This window comes from Pantoea sp. M_10, assembly GCF_008631515.1.
GTDB classification, from domain to species: domain Bacteria; phylum Pseudomonadota; class Gammaproteobacteria; order Enterobacterales; family Enterobacteriaceae; genus Pantoea; species Pantoea anthophila.
Genome location: NZ_VWUL01000002.1, coordinates 281263 through 298586, shown reverse-complemented (window position 1 = coordinate 298586; position 17324 = coordinate 281263). Strand labels below are relative to the sequence as shown.

The window sequence follows — 17324 nt, the reverse complement described above, 5'->3', positions numbered from 1 at the left end:
GTCATTGATACTGCTCCAGCAAAGAGGGAATGCCTTCCGGCGTCAGATGAACATGGGTATCTTCGTCCACCATCATGGTCGGCCCTTTATCGCAGTTCCCCAGGCAGCAGGTCGGCAGTAGCGTAAAGCGGCCATCAGCTGTGGTCTGACCCGGTTTAATATTCAGCTGCTGCTCCAGTGCGGCCTGGATGCCCTGATAGCCGGTGATGTGACAGACCACGCTGTCGCAGTAACGGATCACATGACGCCCTACCGGCTGACGGAAGATCTGGCTGTAGAATGTCGCCACACCCTCAACATCACTCGCCGGAATCCCGAGGACGTCGGCAATTGCGTTGATGGCACCATCCGGTACCCAGCCACGCTGTTTCTGCACGATCTTCAGCGCTTCAATGGAGGCTGCACGCGCATCTTCATAATGGTGTTTTTCGTGCTCAATGGCGTGATGCTCTTCCGCGCTCAGCACGAAGACCTCATCAGGGTCGATCGTTTTAATGGCAATGTGTTGATCGTGCATAATTAGCGGTCCACGTCTGACATAACAAAATCGATACTGCCCAGGTAAACGATCAGGTCGGATACCAGGCTGCCACGGATTACCGAAGGAATCTGCTGCAGATGCGGGAAGCTCGGCGTACGCACACGGGTGCGGTAGCTCATGGTGCTGCCGTCGCTGGTCAGGTAGTAGCTGTTGATCCCTTTCGTCGCTTCAATCATCTGGAAAGATTCATTGGCTGGCATCACCGGCCCCCACGACACCTGCAGGAAGTGTGTGATCAGCGTTTCGATGTGCTGCAGCGTGCGCTCTTTCGGTGGCGGCGTGGTCAGCGGGTGATCCGCTTTGAACGGTCCCTCTGGCATGTTGTTGAGGCACTGCTCAAGGATGCGCAGCGACTGCCACATCTCTTCCATCTTCAGCTGGACACGGCTGTAAGCATCGCTGACGCCGGAGCCGACCGGGATCTCAAAATCGAAGTTTTCATAGCCAGAATATGGACGCCATTTGCGCACATCAAAGTCGAGACCGGTGGCACGCAGACCGGCACCGGTGGTGCCCCACGCCAGCGCCTCTTCCATGTTGTAAGCGGCCACGCCTTTGGAACGACCAACCAGCACGCTGTTACGCAGTGCGGCTTTGTCATACTCCTTCAGGCGTTTCGGCATCCAGTCCAGGAAGTCACGCAGCAGACGCTCCCAGCCGCGTGGCAGATCGTGGGCAACCCCGCCGATGCGGAACCAGGCCGGGTGCATACGGAAGCCGGTAATGGCTTCAACCACGTCATAAATTTTCTGGCGATCGGTAAAGGCGAAGAACACCGGTGTCATCGCACCGACGTCCTGAATAAAGGTCGAGATATAGAGCAGATGACTGTTAATGCGGAACAGCTCAGAGAGCATCACGCGGATCACGTTTACGCGATCGGGCACCACGATGCCGGCCAGTTTCTCAACGGCCAGCACATACGGCATTTCATTGACGCAGCCGCCCAGGTATTCGATACGGTCAGTGTAGGGAATGTAGCTGTGCCACGACTGACGCTCGCCCATCTTTTCGGCACCACGATGGTGATAACCGATGTCCGGTACGCAGTCGACAATCTCCTCGCCATCCAGCTGCAGGATGATGCGGAACGCACCGTGCGCTGACGGGTGGTTAGGCCCGAGGTTGAGGAACATAAAATCTTCGTTGGTGGTGCTGCGCTTCATGCCCCAGTCTTCAGGCTTAAAGGTCAGCGCCTCCATCTCTAAATCTTCTTTCTGCTTCGTCAGCGTGAAAGGATCGAACTCCGTGGCGCGCGCCGGATAATCTTTGCGCAGCGGATGGCCTTCCCACGTGGGGGGCATCATGATGCGCGTCAGATGCGGGTGCCCATCAAAGGTGACGCCAAACATCTCCCAGGTTTCACGCTCATACCAGTTGGCATTCGGGAAAAGCCGGGTAAGCGTCGGCAGATGCATATCGTTTTCAGATAAGGCCACCTTGAGCATAATGTCACGATTGCGTTCAATCGACAGCAGGTGGTAGAAAACGGAGAAATCCGCAGCAGGCAGGCCTGCACGGTGGGTACGTAAACGCTCATCCACACCATGCAGGTCATACAGCATGACGTAAGGCTTCGGCAATTTACGCAGGAACTCGGTAATTTCCAGTATCTGTTCACGCTTTACCCAGACAACCGGAATTCCGGTACGGGTAGGCTGAACAGTGAAGGCGTCCGGCCCAAAACGGTTACGCAACTCGCCGATCACCGGATCGTCCAGGTGATCACGGGTTTGCCATAGCGGCTGAGCGAGATCTTGCGTGGTCAAATCTGTCATACGTTACTCACCATTCCGGCCTGATCTCAGGCACTCAAATGAAGGCGTCAGGATGGGGCCATGCATTAAATTGTGATGTTCTGCTGCAGGCGCGATTTTCCATCCGTACGGTTTTAGACTTCGTCCGGGCTACGCAGGTTAGTGACGGCGATGCGCTCGCCGCGCTTTCTTTCCCGCTCGGATTGCATGTTGGCGCGATAAACGCCCTGATCGCCGACAACCCATGAGAGAGGACGGCGCTCTTTACCGATCGACTCCTGCAGCAGCAGCAGTGCCTGCATATAGGCTTCAGGACGAGGCGGGCAGCCAGGAATGTACACATCAACCGGCAGGAACTTATCTACACCCTGCACAACGGAATAGATGTCATACATGCCGCCGGAGTTGGCGCAGGCCCCCATGGAAATAACCCATTTTGGCTCCAGCATCTGATCGTACAAACGCTGAATGACCGGGGCCATTTTGGTGAAGGGGGTACCGGCAATGACCATAAAGTCAGCCTGACGTGGCGAGGCACGCATCACTTCCGCGCCGAAACGGGCCACGTCGTGCACGGCCGTGAACGACGTTGTCATCTCTACATAACAGCAGGAGAGACCAAAGTTGTAGGGCCAGAGGGAGTTTTTACGTCCCCAGTTCACCATGTCATGCAGGGCATTTTCGAGTTTGCCCATGTAGACGCTGCGATGAACGTGCTGCTCCAGCGGATCGCTGACGATTTCCTGCTTTTGCAGAGGATAACGGTCGTTCTCACCACCGTTCGGGTCTATGCGGGTGAGCGTATAGTCCATCTTATTGCCTCTCTTTTACTGCTTGTGAGGTTTGGTGTGGCTGACCGTAGTGGTTTTCACCACTACGCGACGGCGGGCAGGCGCCCAGTCCAGCGCGCCGATGCGCACCAGATAGACCAGCCCCGCCAGGAGCACCAAAATGAAAATTGCGGCTTCCGCAAAGCCGATCCATCCGCTTTCACGGATTGAGGTCGCCCATGCGTATAAAAAGAGGGCTTCGACGTCGAAAATGACGAAAAACATCGCAACCAGATAAAATTTCGCCGAGAGGCGGATATGGGTATCACCAACGGATTCGATGCCTGATTCGAATGGCGTGTCTTTGTAGCGGGCGCGTGCTTTGCCGCCGAGCAGCCATCCTCCGGTCAGCATGAAAGCACACAGGCCAAAGGCAATAACGATAAATACGATAAACGCCCAGTGCTGAGCGATGATTTCGGTGGTAGTTGACATACTCATTGCTTACTCATCAAAAGTGGCGCTGGCATCCTGCACGCGTTTCCCGCAGCAAACTGACCACATCGATTCAAGGGAAGGGTAAAAACCTTTCAAACGTCGCTGTTATTTGTCAATAAGCAGCAATTTTATGGGGTTTTTTACTCCTTTCTATAACCTTTTGTCAACTTTGACAAAAGTATCCAAACATTATTTCACACCTGCATCATATTATTAACAAATGATGCCCCGCTTTCCAGCTAAATCGCTTCAGTCTGTAGGGTTAATTTTAGTGTAGCGGGTATTCACACGCATGGATCGTGCATTTAACAATCATATTTTGACAGGTCTCACGCTGTTTTCCTTCCCCTTACCAGGGGTATTTTCTTGATCAGGAACACAGTTTTGCCCTTTTTGCCGCAATTTTATCCACCTCAAATGAGACATCATGGAACAAAATAGCGGGTTTATGACTGGCAGGTTTCAGTAGAGAGTGGTGTGAGGCCGAAAAGGACGTGAATCAGCGGGACAGGACGTGTGCGGAGGGGCGTCAAAGGTGCATCAGACAAAAAAAAGCCTCTCGTCCGGTCAGGAAATCGAGAGGCGATTTATAAGCGTCTATTAAGACAGCCACGCTGGCATGGGGTGTAATACGTAAGCGAAACTACTCTTCGTCATCCAGCAACAATGCACCGTCGGGATTATTGCTCAGATTGTAGGGATCGTTAGTGGACTGCATGGCATTGAAGATCGCCAGTGCCAGTTCGTTATCGCTATCCGGATTGCGGCACAGCAGGTATTGCGTATCCGGCAGCACCGGCAGCCCTTCCGCCGCACCCATCACACGCAGTTCCGGACTCATCATCTCAACCGGACGGGCTGTCACACCCAGACCCGCTTTTACCGCGGCGCGTACGGCAGCCAGGGTTGAAGCGACATAGGAGATCCGCCACGGGATACCGGCTTCGTTAAGATGGTCGATGGCCATATCACGATAAGGACTTGGCTCATCCAGCAGCACCAGTGGAATGGCTTCACCACGCTGGAAGATATAATCCGCAGCGCAGTACCATAAAGTCGGTGATGTCCGCAGCACCTGATAGGTGAAATTACCCGGGCTGGAGGTCGTCACAACCAGGTCCACTTCACCCTGGTTGAGCATTTCCATCATGAAAGGATTACGTTTAACCCGCACATCGATAGCCAGCTTCGGATACACCGAGGTCACACGGTTCAGCAGGAATGGCAGGATCGTGTCTGAGGTGTCATCAGAGGCGCCGATAGTCAGTACGCCCTGAATGTTACTGTACATCAGTGAGGTGCAGGCTTCGTCATTAAAACGCAGAATTTTTCTGGCATAGCCCAGAAGCTGAATTCCATGCTCTGTTAACAGTTTGTTACGTCCATGTCTGGCAAACAGCTCTTTACCTACCAATTGTTCCAGACGTTGCATCTGCTGACTGACTGCTGACTGGGTTCTGCAGACCGCTGCAGCGGCGGCTGCAAAGGTATTCAAATCCGCAACGGCAACGAAAGTTCTCAGCAGATCGAGGTCGAGATTCAGTATCGGACGATTTGCATTAGTCATGTTTTTTTCTTCACTTATAAGATTTTACGAACTACTACCCTGGTGTTATTACAAGCTTATCAAAGTGATAAGCAGTAATGGTGCTTAATGACAGTCCTGTGTGAAGACTGGCACAAAAAATCTCTTGTGCGGATTCCGCACGGCTCACTCACCTGATGGGTCATACGCTGTCGTGAAAAAGACCACGTCTGAACCGTAAGCGCGGGGGGCGCGAATGCAGGAAGCTGCGTCATAATCGTGATCCTGCCGAAAAGAACCGGACAGGACGAAATTCACACTTTACGGGCTGGCGGGACAAAGCGGTAAAGTGCATTAAATAATAAATTATACTTAATCATTTTTGACTTCAAAATGGAAATGATTTTGTGAAAAGCGCTGTAAATTTTGCGGCAAAGGCATTTCCAGACCCTTATGCCACATTATTGATCACTTTTTAAGCCTTCATCGCTCTGAAATTTAGTGAGAAACTGTTAACTGCTGCCCACAATAGTTCAATCTGATGCCTCTTTTACCCTCTGCTTTTGGACCTTTTCCGGCGATCACAACACCTTAAACCGGATACTCTTAAGCAGCGTTAAGGCGTAAGTATTAACGAGGCCGCAAAATCGTCCACAAAATGAGCATTCATAAAATATCCTTTAACTATTTCTCCTGGGGTATATTTCCGCGGCGGAAAAATGACCGCTTCAGATTATTTACGGTCCGCTTTGAGAAAACGCGCACCGCAGCCCTGCCCCTGCCACGCTATTCATCAGTTTAAAAACCTAAACTTACCCTTATTTATGGTTTTAATGACCAGCTAAAGCCGTGGTAAATAATTTTTTCGCTATGCGGCGGGCAAAAAGGTGTTGAACCCGCCAAAACCGGACGGCACCCTTCTTTTGTTATCCTGAGGAGAGTACATTGTGCTGGTTTGATTTCTGTGGCAGCCAAAAGGATTCTGCCCATTAAGGCGGTAACAATGACTTTTCAAATTGATAAATCCGGGAAACTCGACAATGTCTGTTACGACATCCGTGGTCCGGTACTGAAAGAGGCAAAACGCCTCGAAGAAGAAGGCAACAAAGTTCTTAAGCTGAACATCGGCAACCCGGCGCCTTTCGGCTTTGAAGCGCCGGACGAGATTCTGGTCGATGTGATTCGTAATCTTCCCAGCGCCCAGGGCTATTGCGACTCTAAGGGCCTCTACTCTGCCCGCAAAGCGATCATGCAGCACTACCAGGCGCGCGACATGCGCGACGTCACGGTAGAAGATATCTACATTGGCAACGGTGTGTCAGAACTGATCGTGCAGGCGATGCAGGCGTTACTGAACAGCGGTGACGAAATGCTGGTCCCGGCTCCCGACTATCCGTTATGGACGGCGGCCGTCTCCCTCTCCAGCGGGAAAGCGGTGCACTATCTTTGTGATGAGTCTGCAGGCTGGTTTCCCGACCTGGATGACATCCGCAGCAAGATTACGCCCCGCACCCGCGGCATCGTCATTATCAACCCGAATAACCCGACCGGCGCGGTCTACAGCAAAGAGCTGCTGCTGGAAGTGGTTGAGATAGCCCGTCAGCATAACCTGATCATTTTTGCCGACGAGATCTACGACAAGATCCTCTATGATGAGGCACAGCATCACAGCATTGCCGCACTGGCGCCGGACCTGCTGACCGTGACTTTTAACGGCCTCTCTAAAACCTATCGCGTGGCCGGTTTCCGTCAGGGCTGGATGGTGCTTAACGGGCCGAAGAAACATGCTAAAGGCTACATCGAAGGGCTGGAGATGCTCGCCTCAATGCGTCTCTGTGCTAACGTGCCGGCGCAGCATGCGATTCAGACGGCGCTGGGCGGTTACCAGAGCATCAGCGAATTTATCATGCCTGGCGGACGTCTCTACGAGCAGCGTCAGCGCGCCTGGGAACTGATTAACGATATTCCGGGCGTCAGCTGTGTGAAGCCACAGGGCGCGCTCTATATGTTTCCGAAAATCGATGCTAAAAAATTCAACATCTTCGACGATCAGAAAATGGTGCTGGATTTCCTGCTGCAGGAGAAAGTCCTGCTGGTTCAGGGCAGCGCATTTAACTGGCCCTCGCCCGACCACCTGCGCATCGTCACGCTGCCGCGCGTGGACGATCTGGAAATGGCCATCAATAAATTTGGCCGTTTCCTGCAAGGCTATCGTCAGTAATCCCGCCCGCGTATACTGAAGCTATTTGGGGAGAGCCTGTCTCTCCCCTGCCGGCTAACAGGAACGCGCATGACTCAAAGTCACTTCTTCGCCCATCTCTCCCGTCTCAAGCTGATCAATCGCTGGCCGCTGATGCGCAACGTGCGCACCGAAAACGTGTCTGAACACAGCCTGCAGGTTGCCATGGTGGCGCACGCCCTGGCCGTGATCAAAAACCTTAAGTTCAGCGGGTCGCTGAATGCCGATCGCATCGCCATGCTGGCGCTCTATCACGATGCCAGCGAAGTGCTGACCGGCGACCTGCCCACACCGGTCAAGTATTACAACGCGCAGATCGCGCATGAATATAAAAAAATCGAGAAAATTGCGCAGCAGAAGCTGATTGAGATGTTGCCGGAAGAGTTTCAGGCGATCTATCGCCCGTTAATCGATGAGCACCTGCACAGTGAAGAGGAGCAGGCCGTCGTCAAGCAGGCCGATGCGCTCTGCGCTTATGTTAAGTGTCTTGAGGAACTCTCTGCCGGGAACAATGAGTTTTTACTGGCGAAAGCGCGACTGGAGACAACGCTGGCGCAACGGCGTTCGCCTGAGATGGATTATTTCGTTGAGGTCTTTATTCCGAGCTTCAGCCTGTCGCTGGATGAAATCTCGCAGGATACGCCACTCTGAGCCCGGCGGCGTGACCGCCGGCCCCTTCCTTACGCCTGCTGGCTGAAGGTAAAACTGCCGTCAGCTTCCCGGGTCACGACCAGTGATGCCAGTGAGCTGAGGCGAAGCGCCACCTCATCCAGCCGGGGGGTGTCCGCCGGAGCGTTGATGGCGATCACCGCGCAGCCTGCGTTCAGTCCGGATACGATGCCGGCGGGGGCATCCTCTGCCACCACACAGGCTGCGGCGTCTAAGCCCAGTTTCTCCGCCCCGAGCAGATAGGGATCGGGTTCCGGTTTACCTTTTGCCACCTGCTCCGCAGTAATAAACACCGCAGGTTTCGGCAAGCCTGCGGCTTTATGTCGGGCATGCGCAACCGGCACCGAACCGGAGGTGACAATGGCCCAGGGGATCTGCAGCGCGTTCAGCCTTTCCAGCAGCGCTCTGGCACCCGGCAGCGCCTGCACACCGTCGGTGTCCGCCGCTTCCGCCTGCTCCAGCGCCACAAACTCCGCCTGAATCGCCTCTTCCGGCTGGCCTGCCATAAAATGACGCAGAGAAGTAATGGCCTGTTTGCCATGAATAAAATCGAGGATCTCATCGGCAGCAATACCATGACGCGCACCCCACTGGCTCCAGGCGCGTTCTACGGCGGGCAGCGAATCGACCAGCGTGCCGTCCAAATCAAAAAGAAAACCTCTGTAGGTCACGCGCTTCTCCTCATCATGCATTAATAACCTGTGCAATCTCGTTGGCACTCAAATGGTACTGGCGCGGACAAGTCTGCCATAAAGCCAGCATGCGTTGATACTTTTCCCACATCGGGGTTTGCGCGTTAAAGCCGTGGGTGCCGGAATCGAAGTGGGTGTAGCGCCCTTCCGTGTTGACCATGAAGCGCACATATCCCAGCAGGCGGGCTTCTGTCGCGGCATCAAAACCGAGAAAAGCGAGACGGCGCTCATCCGTCTGACTTTTATCTTTCAGGTTTGACCAGGAGACGTGCAGCGCGTGATGCATTTCCATAATGTCGATCACCGTCCGGCAGGTTGCTTCGCTGAGTTCGCCGAACTCTTTATCCAGCTCCCGCATCTGCAGCGCATAACCGCGCTCAATGATGGTCTGGTAACGGCGAAAACGTTCAGCATTTTCCGGCTCCAGCATCGCCATGATTTTGTACTGGTTGGTTAGAATTAAACGCTGTGCATGGGTCATTTCCATGATTCACTCCCGGTCGGTGACCGCTCAGTTAATCGACAAGGAGGAAATGATTGCATAGCGTTAGCGATACGGAAATCGCCGTATCGCCTTTCTTTGATTTGGTTGCGGGTTAGCGGTAATTAAATTACCGCCCGCCTGAAGAGGATCAGAGATCGTCGAGGAACGTGCGGTCAAGCTGTTTAAACGCGCGTTTCAGCAGGTCGGCCAGCGCCTGATAGGTCGGTTTGCCTTCTACCGGCGCGATAGCCTGTCCCGCCTCTTCCAGTCGGGCGCGGACTTCATGAAACCAGCTCAGCAGCGTCGGCGGCAGCGGCGTAACAGAACGCTTACCGAGCCACCACAACCCCTGCATCGGCAGGCTACAGGCAAACAGCGCCGTCGCCACGGCCGGGCCAAGCTGGCCGCCCATTGCGATCTGCCAGGTCAGGGTAAAAATCGCCAGGGGAGGCATAAAGCGAATGGCAAAGCGCGTCACGGATGAAACACGGTTTTCCGGAAACACGGGGGCCAGGCGCTTATCAGCAGGCCAGGTCTTCATGTAGTGCTGACCGCGCTGAAACATCTGAAACCAATTGGTACTGCCAGATTCATTCGCCATGGCTCACCTCAACTAATCCTGCAAACATTAAAAAAAAGTTATAACCACACAACTTTACGTGACATCCTTCAATTTTTTTTGTCTTTAAAGATGACTCCAGCTATTCTGACGCCGTTTCAACACCTTTCCGGGCGCGGGATGCCGTTGGGAAGAGGCTTGAGCCATGTTTCGACAAGGCGATCTTCAAATTTTTGCGTAAGATTACCGAAATTTTTTGCGGAAATGCAGATTTCTGTCTACCGCATGATGTTTGTCATTAATCTACCAGCTTTCATGGGCTACGCTGTTAGTCTGATTGCGTTTTATTTAGCCACTCTCAAAAAATAGGTACTTCCATGTCGAGTAAGTTAGTTCTGGTTCTGAACTGTGGCAGCTCTTCCCTTAAGTTTGCCATCCTCAACCCTGCCAGTGGCGAAGAGTTCCTGTCGGGCCTGGCAGAATGTTTCCACCTTCCAGAAGCACGTATTAAATGGAAACTGGACGGCGAAAAACAGGAAGCACCTCTCGGTGCCGGTGCAGCGCATAGCGAAGCGCTGAACTTCATCGTTAAATCCATTCTGGCACAAAAACCAGAGCTTTCGGCACAAATTGCTGCAATCGGTCATCGTATTGTTCATGGCGGTGAAAAGCTGACTCAGTCCGTTATCATCTCTGAAGAAGTGATTCAGGGCATCAAAGACGCCTCCTCCTTTGCCCCGCTGCATAACCCGGCTCATCTGATCGGGATTGATGAAGCGATGAAGAACTTCCCGCACCTGTCAGATAAGAATGTCGCCGTATTCGACACCGCTTTCCATCAGACAATGCCGGAAGAGTCTTACCTCTACGCCCTGCCCTACAAATTGTATAAAGAGCACGGCGTGCGTCGCTACGGCGCGCATGGCACCAGCCACTTCTATGTGACACACGAAGCGGCCAAAATGCTCAATAAACCGCTTGAATCACTGAACATCATCACCTGCCATCTTGGTAACGGCGGTTCTGTCTCTGCCATCCGTAATGGCGAGTGCGTCGATACCTCCATGGGGCTGACGCCACTGGAAGGGCTGGTGATGGGCACCCGCAGTGGCGACATCGACCCGGCGATTGTTTTCTTCCTGCACGACACCCTGGGCATGAGCGTTGACGCCATCAATAAACTGCTGACCAAAGAGTCTGGCCTGTTAGGTCTGACCGAAGTCACCAGCGACTGCCGCTACGTGGAAGATAATTACGCGACGAAAGAAGATGCGAAACGTGCGATGGATGTGTTCTGCCACCGCCTGGCGAAATATATCGGCAGCTACACGGCGCTGATGGACGGTCGTCTTGATGCCGTGGTCTTCACCGGCGGCATCGGTGAGAACGCGGCGATGGTGCGTGAACTTTCACTGAAAAAACTGGCGCTGCTGGGCTTTGAGGTTGATCATGATCGCAACCTTGCAGCGCGCTTCGGTAAATCTGGCTACATCAATAAAGAAGGCACCCGTCCGGCCCTGGTGATTCCGACCAACGAAGAGCTGGTCATCGCCCAGGACGCCGCGCGTCTGACTGCATAACCCCTTCTCTCCGTCAGCTCAGGCTGACGGAGTTGTTTTTGACACCCTGCCATTACTGAGAGGTTCAAACGTGTCACGTACAATTATGCTCATTCCGACCGGCACCAGCGTCGGCCTGACCAGCGTCAGCCTCGGCGTTATCCGCGCCATGGAGCGCAAAGGCGTCCGCCTCAGCGTCTTTAAGCCGATTGCGCAGCCGCGTGCCGGCGGCGATACCCCGGATCAAACCACCACTATCATTCGCAAGAACTCCTCGATTCCTGCGGCCGAACCGCTGCAGATGTCCCGTGTGGAATCACTGCTGGGATCGAACCAGCAGGATGTGCTGATGGAGGAGATCATCTCCCGCTATCACGCCAACACGCAGGATGCGGAAGTGGTGCTGGTTGAAGGTCTGGTGCCGACCCGTAAGCATCAGTTCGCCAACGCACTGAACTATGAAATTGCCAAAACGCTGAATGCCGAGATCGTCTTTGTGATGGCGCTGGGTAATGACTCACCGGCCCAGCTGAAAGAGCGCATTGAGCTGACCCAGAGCAGCTTCGGCGGTCAGAAGAATAAAAACATCACGGGCGTGATCATCAATAAACTGAACGCGCCGGTTGACGATCAGGGACGTACCCGCCCTGACCTGTCAGAGATCTTCGATGATTCGTCGAAAGCCAGCATCGCCAATATCGATCCTAAGCAGCTCTTCTCAGACAGCCCGCTGCCGGTTCTGGGCTGCGTGCCGTGGAGCTTTGATCTGATTGCGACCCGCGCGATCGACATGTGCCGCCACCTGGGTGCGCGCATCATCAACGAAGGTGAGATTCAGACCCGCCGGGTGAAATCGGTAACCTTCTGCGCCCGCAGTATCCCGCACATGCTGGAGCATTTCCGTCCTGGCTCTCTGCTGGTCACCTCCGCAGACCGCCCGGATGTGCTGGTCGCCGCCTGTCTGGCTGCCATGAACGGCATCGAGATCGGCGCTATCCTGCTGACCGGAAACTACGAGATTGACGATCGCATCGCCCGTCTTTGCGATCGCGCCTTCCAGACCGGCCTGCCGGTATTTATGGTGAAAACCAACACCTGGCAGACCTCCCTGAGTTTGCAGAGCTTCAACCTTGAAGTCCCGGCTGACGACACCCAGCGCATTGAGAAAGTGCAGGAGTATGTTGCCAGCTACATCAACGCTGACTGGATTGAGTCGCTGACCGCTACGTCAGAACGCAGCCGTCGCCTGTCGCCACCGGCCTTCCGCTATCAGCTGACCGAGCTGGCGCGTAAAGCGGGCAAACGCGTCGTTCTGCCAGAGGGCGATGAGCCGCGCACCGTTAAAGCGGCCGCTATCTGTGCTGAACGCGGTATCGCCACCTGCGTGCTGTTAGGCAACCCGGATGAGATCCAGCGTGTTGCGGCGGCTCAGGGGGTTGAGCTGGGCAAAGGGGTTGAGATCGTTGACCCGGAACAGGTTCGTGAAAACTATGTGCCGCGCCTGGTTGAGCTGCGCAAGAACAAAGGTATGACCGAAGTTGTCGCGCAGGAGCAGCTGGAAGATAACGTGGTGCTGGGCACCATGATGCTGGAGAGCGGTGAAGTGGATGGTCTGGTATCCGGTGCGGTTCATACCACCGCCAACACCATTCGTCCGCCACTGCAGCTGATCAAAACCGCGCCGAACAGCTCACTGGTTTCATCGGTGTTCTTTATGCTGCTGCCTGAGCAGGTGCTGGTTTACGGTGACTGCGCGATTAACCCGGACCCTACCGCTGAGCAGCTGGCCGAAATCGCGATTCAGTCCGCCGATTCTGCCAAAGCCTTTGGTATCGACCCGCGTGTGGCGATGATCTCCTACTCCACCGGCACCTCCGGTGCAGGTAGCGACGTGGAAAAAGTGCGTGAAGCCACACGGATTGCGCAGGAAAAACGTCCTGACCTGGTGATCGATGGTCCGCTGCAGTATGACGCTGCCATCATGGAAGATGTGGCAAAATCAAAAGCGCCCAACTCACAGGTTGCGGGTCGCGCCACCGTGTTTATCTTCCCGGATCTCAACACCGGTAACACCACCTACAAAGCGGTTCAGCGTTCCGCCGATCTGATCTCGATCGGGCCGATGCTGCAGGGGATGCGTAAGCCGGTCAATGACCTGTCGCGCGGCGCGCTGGTCGACGACATCGTCTACACCATCGCGCTGACCGCCATTCAGTCACAGCAGGCTGAAGGCTAAGCGCCAGGTGAGAACAGAAAAGGCATGCCCCGGGGCATGCCTTTTTTTTAATCCGCAAATGTGCGATTCGGCGCTGCCCGTTGAGGCAAGGCGCCGGAAGCGTCTCAGTCGCGGCTATCGCCGTTACGACTCATCCACAGCGACAGCGCTTTCAGCGAATCGTCAGTAAACTCATCGCAGCGGGCGGTGATCTCGTCGGGCGTCATCCAGAAAATCTCATCGACTTCGGACTCCTGCATCGCGAAAGGCCCGTGGGACACGCAACTGAACAGGCCACCCCAGACGCGGCAGTGCTGATCTTCAAAGTAGAATTTGCCATGCTCAGCAAAAGGCACGGCGGCAATGCCCAGTTCCTCTTCAGCTTCGCGACGCGCAGACTCCAGCATATCCTCACCGCTCTGCACCACACCACCCGCCGTTGCGTCGAGTTTGCCCGGCATGAAATCTTTTGTTTCCGTGCGACGCTGAACCAGAATCTTGCCCATACCGTCATGAACCACGATATAGGTGGCGCGGTGACGCAGGCACTGAGCGCGCATCTGCGCACGTGTCGCCTGAGCAACGACTTCATTCTCTTCGCTTACAATATCGACCCACTCGATGCCGTCACCCGCAGTTTGATCCACCATCCGTAACCCTTTCCTGTTTGGCGTGCCCAGATGCACGCAGTTTGCCACTTGTTATTTTAATGTGGCGTAAGGTAATCACTTCCGTCAGCCTGAGCAAGCCCTGACAGTTATCGATTTTTACCACTTTCTGCTAACCACAGCTGGACTGAGGCTCGCTGCCATTGAAATTCAGCATAGTGCTGCAAACGTGTCGGTAAGGGATCGCCATGCAATACCAGCCGGTTGAGCATCACCGCCAGATCGGTATCCGCGATGGACCATTCGCCAAACAGGTTCTGCTGCCCTTCCGGCAGCAGACGCTCAACGGCTGCAATCAGTTTACTGACCGCCTGCTGTGCTGACGCCGTCAGTGGCGCAAAACGTTCACCGGCAAACAGCACTTCCGTCGGGCGCTCCTGGCGGATCCACATAAAGTCACTGCGCAGCCAAGCCTGAAGCTCTCTGGCGCGGGCGCGCTTCTCGCGGTCATGGGGATAGAGCCGCTCAAATTCAGGTGCCGGAAAACGCTCTTCCAGATATTCGCTGATGGCGGAAGACTCGCTCAGCAGAAAGCTGTCAATCTGCAGCGTTGGCACGCGGCAGGTCAGTGAGAGCGCCCGATAGGCCTCCGCATATTGCTGATTCTGCGATAAATCGACGCGTTTCAGCTGAAAAGGCACCCCTTTTTCGGTAAGAGCAACATAGGCAGACATGGCATAAGGACTGAAAAATGATGAATCTGACCACAGGACAATGGGCGGATAATTCATCGGTTACCTCGATTGGCTGTCAGGGTTGCATCATGTTTACCGACTTTTTTTTGGGAAGGCAACGCTGAGCTGCTCCGACCTCTCACGCCGGAATAACAAAGCGCGACGCGACGCACTTCAGAGTGGCTCCGCTCTTCTATGCTGAAAGGAGCAGATAACAAAAACACAAAGGGAGCCGCAACATGCACATTCTTATTACCGGTGGCACGGGACTGATTGGGCGTCATCTGATTCCACGGCTGCAACAGCTGGGGCATCAGATCAGTGTCGTGACGCGGGATATCGTCAGCGCACGCGAAAAACTGGGCGAGAGCGTGGCGCTCTGGTCAGGTCTGGCGCAGCAGACAAACCTCAATAACATTGATGCCGTGATTAACCTGGCGGGCGAACCCATTGCCGATAAACGCTGGACAGAGCCCCATAAACAGCAGCTCTGCGAAAGCCGCTGGCAGATCACCGAGCAGATTGCCTCACTGATTAATGCCAGCGCAACACCACCCGCCGTCCTGATTTCTGGTTCGGCAACCGGCTTCTATGGCAATACCGGCGATCTGGTGCTGACTGAAGAGGATGAGGGCCATGATGAGTTTACCCATCAGCTCTGCGCCCGCTGGGAGCAGCTGGCACTCAGCGCCGCGAGTGAACGTACCCGCGTCTGCCTGATACGCACCGGCGTGGTGCTGGCTCGTGAAGGCGGCGCACTCAGTAAAATGAAACTGCCGTTTAAGTTTGGCGCGGGCGGGCCGATCGGCAGTGGCAAACAGTATATACCGTGGATCCATATCGATGACATGGTCAACGCGATTCTCTGGCTGCTGGATCATGAGGATCTGCACGGCCCGTTCAACATGGTGGCTCCTTACGCGGTGCGCAATGAGCAGTTTGCCGCCACGCTGGGGCGGGTGATGCATCGTCCGGCCTTTATGCGCACGCCTGCCAGCGCCATTAAGCTGATGATGGGGGAGTCGTCGGTGCTGGTGCTGGGCGGTCAGCATGTGCTGCCGAAGCGGCTGGAAGCCTCTGGTTTTGGCTTCCGCTGGTACGATTTGCAGGAAGCCCTGCAGGATGTCGCAGGATAACCCTGCAGCGGCCCAGGGCCGCCGCAGGGGTAATCAGCTTCGCTGTCCGGCGACCCGCGACTGCATCGCCTTCTCTTCCCGCGTGTGCCCCGGTTGTGGCACGCGGATAATGAAGGTCAGCACGCCAGCGAACACATACAGCGCGGTGTAGGCCCATACCACTCCGACGATGTCGAAGAATGGCAGCATGACAGAGGCGATAGCCGGTGCCACAAAGTTACTGAGTCCCGCGGAGAGATTGTAAATCGAGACCGCTGCCCCTTTGTGATGCGGCTCCAGCGTCGGAAAGACGGCGGTCATCGGCACAAACGCGGCGACAAAGATCCCCAGCATGACCGCAGGAATTAATGCCACCCAGAAATTATGCCCCGCATACAGCGGCAGGTAATAGAAGGTCAGGCTGGAGATAGCCATTCCCAGGCAACCAAACCAGCGTACCTGACGGATCCAGCCCAGCTTCTCACCGGTGAGGCCCCAGAAGATATTCGTAAAGATGGTAACAAAGAAGAACACCGCCCAGATCTGCAGCCATTCAGAGATGGTAAAGCCGAGACGGTCGACAAACAGCAGTGGCATGATAATGGCGAAACCAAACAGCGACAGCGTGTTGATGATGCGAATCAGGCAGGCATAAAAGACATGCTGATTGGTGAACAGGATAGTCACGGCACGCGACATCTCTGTCATCTTGTCACGCATCGGCAGATTCACGCGGGAACGATCTACCGGCACGTTGCGCAGGCTGAACCAGGCAAGAATCCCGCCACAGGCTACCCAGATGATGGCCAGCCACAGCGTTCCGGTCTCCCCCAGCATCGGAATGGTCAGACTGGGCAGATAGCTGCCCACCACGCCAATGCCGATTGAATACATCGCCCAGAACCAGCCGGTCGCCGCCGCCAGTTTCTCGCGCGGTAAGACCTGCACCAGCATCATCATGAAAGAGTAGATAAACAGCGGATAAGCCAGCCCGCGAATGCCGTAAAACAGCACCATGAGGGGATAGTTACGCAGCCCAAGCCCAAGTGACATAAACAGGGCATGCATGACGATCCACAGCACAAAGCCAATCATCATCGCGCGCTGCGGCGTGATCAGCTCGGCGACCACACCCGATGCCCAGGCTGCCAGCGCGGCTGCCAGACCATAGAAGGTGAACACGACGGCAGACTGCGCGGGCGAAAAGCCCATGTCGGTGATATGGCGAGACAGAAACGCCATTTCAAAGCCATCACCCGCCATAAAGATGGCGATAGCGAGGAAGCCCCAGAACATCTTTTTCGGTAAGCCAAACCAGTATTCGTTCGATTGCATCACAATCACCTTCTGTTTGGTTAG

At 54.8% G+C, this 17324-nt stretch carries 16 protein-coding genes; 5 read left to right on the top strand and 11 right to left on the bottom strand.

The annotated features are described in order from the left end of the window. Window position 1 precedes the first annotated feature (1 nt). The 5 genes from nuoE to lrhA all read right to left on the bottom strand — a co-directional run bounded on the left by nuoE (window position 2) and on the right by lrhA (window position 5133). Complete coding sequence (gene nuoE, locus F3I47_RS08335) at window positions 2-517, bottom strand: NADH-quinone oxidoreductase subunit NuoE (RefSeq protein ID WP_009089015.1); 516 nt, start codon at window positions 515-517, stop codon at window positions 2-4. 2 nt (window positions 518-519) lie between these two features. After that, window positions 520-2319 (bottom strand): NADH-quinone oxidoreductase subunit C/D, encoded by a 1800-nt coding sequence (nuoC, locus tag F3I47_RS08330; RefSeq protein ID WP_009089013.1) that lies wholly within the window; start codon window positions 2317-2319, stop codon window positions 520-522. Window positions 2320-2432: 113 nt separating this feature from the next. Further along, window positions 2433-3110, bottom strand: a complete 678-nt coding sequence (locus F3I47_RS08325; RefSeq protein WP_009089012.1) for an NADH-quinone oxidoreductase subunit B family protein — start codon at window positions 3108-3110, stop codon at window positions 2433-2435. 15 nt (window positions 3111-3125) lie between these two features. Continuing rightward, window positions 3126-3569, bottom strand: coding sequence for an NADH-quinone oxidoreductase subunit A (locus F3I47_RS08320; RefSeq protein WP_071987796.1), 444 nt, complete (start codon window positions 3567-3569; stop codon window positions 3126-3128). Between the two features lie 640 nt (window positions 3570-4209). Next, the gene (lrhA, locus tag F3I47_RS08315) at window positions 4210-5133 is read right to left on the bottom strand and encodes a transcriptional regulator LrhA (protein ID WP_003854247.1); all 924 of its coding nucleotides are present in this window, start codon (window positions 5131-5133) and stop codon (window positions 4210-4212) included. Window positions 5134-6094: 961 nt separating this feature from the next. Here lrhA and F3I47_RS08310 point away from each other — a divergent pair. Continuing rightward, window positions 6095-7312 (top strand): pyridoxal phosphate-dependent aminotransferase, encoded by a 1218-nt coding sequence (locus F3I47_RS08310; RefSeq protein WP_009089010.1) that lies wholly within the window; start codon window positions 6095-6097, stop codon window positions 7310-7312. Window positions 7313-7381: 69 nt separating this feature from the next. Continuing rightward, complete coding sequence (gene yfbR / locus F3I47_RS08305) at window positions 7382-7981, top strand: 5'-deoxynucleotidase (RefSeq protein ID WP_058956884.1); 600 nt, start codon at window positions 7382-7384, stop codon at window positions 7979-7981. 29 nt (window positions 7982-8010) lie between these two features. On the opposite strand, the gene F3I47_RS08300 is transcribed toward yfbR, so the two are convergent. From F3I47_RS08300 to yfbV, 3 genes are all read right to left on the bottom strand, one after another. Further along, on the bottom strand, window positions 8011-8670 hold the full coding sequence (locus F3I47_RS08300; RefSeq protein WP_058956893.1) for a sugar phosphatase: 660 nt from the start codon (window positions 8668-8670) through the stop codon (window positions 8011-8013). 13 nt (window positions 8671-8683) lie between these two features. After that, window positions 8684-9178 (bottom strand): YfbU family protein, encoded by a 495-nt coding sequence (locus tag F3I47_RS08295; RefSeq protein WP_150028890.1) that lies wholly within the window; start codon window positions 9176-9178, stop codon window positions 8684-8686. 145 nt (window positions 9179-9323) lie between these two features. Continuing rightward, entirely contained in the window at window positions 9324-9776 is a 453-nt protein-coding gene (gene yfbV / locus F3I47_RS08290) for a terminus macrodomain insulation protein YfbV (RefSeq protein ID WP_009089002.1), read from the bottom strand. A gap of 335 nt (window positions 9777-10111) precedes the next feature. Here yfbV and ackA point away from each other — a divergent pair, with 335 nt between their 5' ends. Both ackA and pta read left to right on the top strand, forming a co-directional pair. Beyond that, window positions 10112-11314 carry an acetate kinase gene (gene ackA, locus F3I47_RS08285; RefSeq protein WP_150028891.1) on the top strand — a complete coding sequence of 401 codons (1203 nt, stop codon included), beginning with the start codon at window positions 10112-10114 and terminating at the stop codon, window positions 11312-11314. An 85-nt stretch (window positions 11315-11399) separates the two neighbouring features. Then, window positions 11400-13529: a phosphate acetyltransferase gene (gene pta / locus F3I47_RS08280; RefSeq protein ID WP_033736164.1), complete on the top strand. Its 2130-nt coding sequence runs from the start codon at window positions 11400-11402 to the stop codon at window positions 13527-13529. Window positions 13530-13633: 104 nt separating this feature from the next. Here pta and yfcD read toward each other — a convergent pair whose 3' ends face one another. Next, entirely contained in the window at window positions 13634-14158 is a 525-nt protein-coding gene (gene yfcD, locus F3I47_RS08275; protein WP_009088996.1) for an NUDIX hydrolase YfcD, read from the bottom strand. Window positions 14159-14265: 107 nt separating this feature from the next. Then, window positions 14266-14907, bottom strand: a complete 642-nt coding sequence (gene yfcF / locus F3I47_RS08270) for a glutathione transferase (RefSeq protein WP_140029077.1) — start codon at window positions 14905-14907, stop codon at window positions 14266-14268. 182 nt (window positions 14908-15089) lie between these two features. On the opposite strand from yfcF, the gene F3I47_RS08265 reads away from it, so the two are divergent. Next, entirely contained in the window at window positions 15090-15986 is an 897-nt protein-coding gene (locus F3I47_RS08265; protein WP_150028892.1) for a TIGR01777 family oxidoreductase, read from the top strand. Window positions 15987-16019: 33 nt separating this feature from the next. Here the strand turns inward: F3I47_RS08265 and F3I47_RS08260 are convergent, their stop codons facing one another. Beyond that, window positions 16020-17300, bottom strand: a complete 1281-nt coding sequence (locus tag F3I47_RS08260; RefSeq protein WP_009088990.1) for an MFS transporter — start codon at window positions 17298-17300, stop codon at window positions 16020-16022. Window positions 17301-17324 lie beyond the last annotated feature (24 nt).

Excerpts from the sequence above, each read along its gene's own strand:
- nuoE (WP_009089015.1), bottom strand. The coding sequence starts at position 517 with ATGCACGATCAACACATTGCCATTAAAACGATCGACCCTGATGAGGTC.
- nuoC (WP_009089013.1), bottom strand. The coding sequence starts at position 2,319 with ATGACAGATTTGACCACGCAAGATCTCGCTCAGCCGCTATGGCAAACC.
- F3I47_RS08325 (WP_009089012.1), bottom strand. The coding sequence starts at position 3,110 with ATGGACTATACGCTCACCCGCATAGACCCGAACGGTGGTGAGAACGAC.
- F3I47_RS08320 (WP_071987796.1), bottom strand. The coding sequence starts at position 3,569 with ATGAGTATGTCAACTACCACCGAAATCATCGCTCAGCACTGGGCGTTT.
- lrhA (WP_003854247.1), bottom strand. The coding sequence starts at position 5,133 with ATGACTAATGCAAATCGTCCGATACTGAATCTCGACCTCGATCTGCTG.
- F3I47_RS08310 (WP_009089010.1), top strand. The coding sequence starts at position 6,095 with ATGACTTTTCAAATTGATAAATCCGGGAAACTCGACAATGTCTGTTAC.
- yfbR (WP_058956884.1), top strand. The coding sequence starts at position 7,382 with ATGACTCAAAGTCACTTCTTCGCCCATCTCTCCCGTCTCAAGCTGATC.
- F3I47_RS08295 (WP_150028890.1), bottom strand. The coding sequence starts at position 9,178 with ATGGAAATGACCCATGCACAGCGTTTAATTCTAACCAACCAGTACAAA.
- yfbV (WP_009089002.1), bottom strand. The coding sequence starts at position 9,776 with ATGGCGAATGAATCTGGCAGTACCAATTGGTTTCAGATGTTTCAGCGC.
- ackA (WP_150028891.1), top strand. The coding sequence starts at position 10,112 with ATGTCGAGTAAGTTAGTTCTGGTTCTGAACTGTGGCAGCTCTTCCCTT.
- pta (WP_033736164.1), top strand. The coding sequence starts at position 11,400 with ATGCTCATTCCGACCGGCACCAGCGTCGGCCTGACCAGCGTCAGCCTC.
- yfcD (WP_009088996.1), bottom strand. The coding sequence starts at position 14,158 with ATGGTGGATCAAACTGCGGGTGACGGCATCGAGTGGGTCGATATTGTA.
- yfcF (WP_140029077.1), bottom strand. The coding sequence starts at position 14,907 with ATGAATTATCCGCCCATTGTCCTGTGGTCAGATTCATCATTTTTCAGT.
- F3I47_RS08265 (WP_150028892.1), top strand. The coding sequence starts at position 15,090 with ATGCACATTCTTATTACCGGTGGCACGGGACTGATTGGGCGTCATCTG.
- F3I47_RS08260 (WP_009088990.1), bottom strand. The coding sequence starts at position 17,300 with ATGCAATCGAACGAATACTGGTTTGGCTTACCGAAAAAGATGTTCTGG.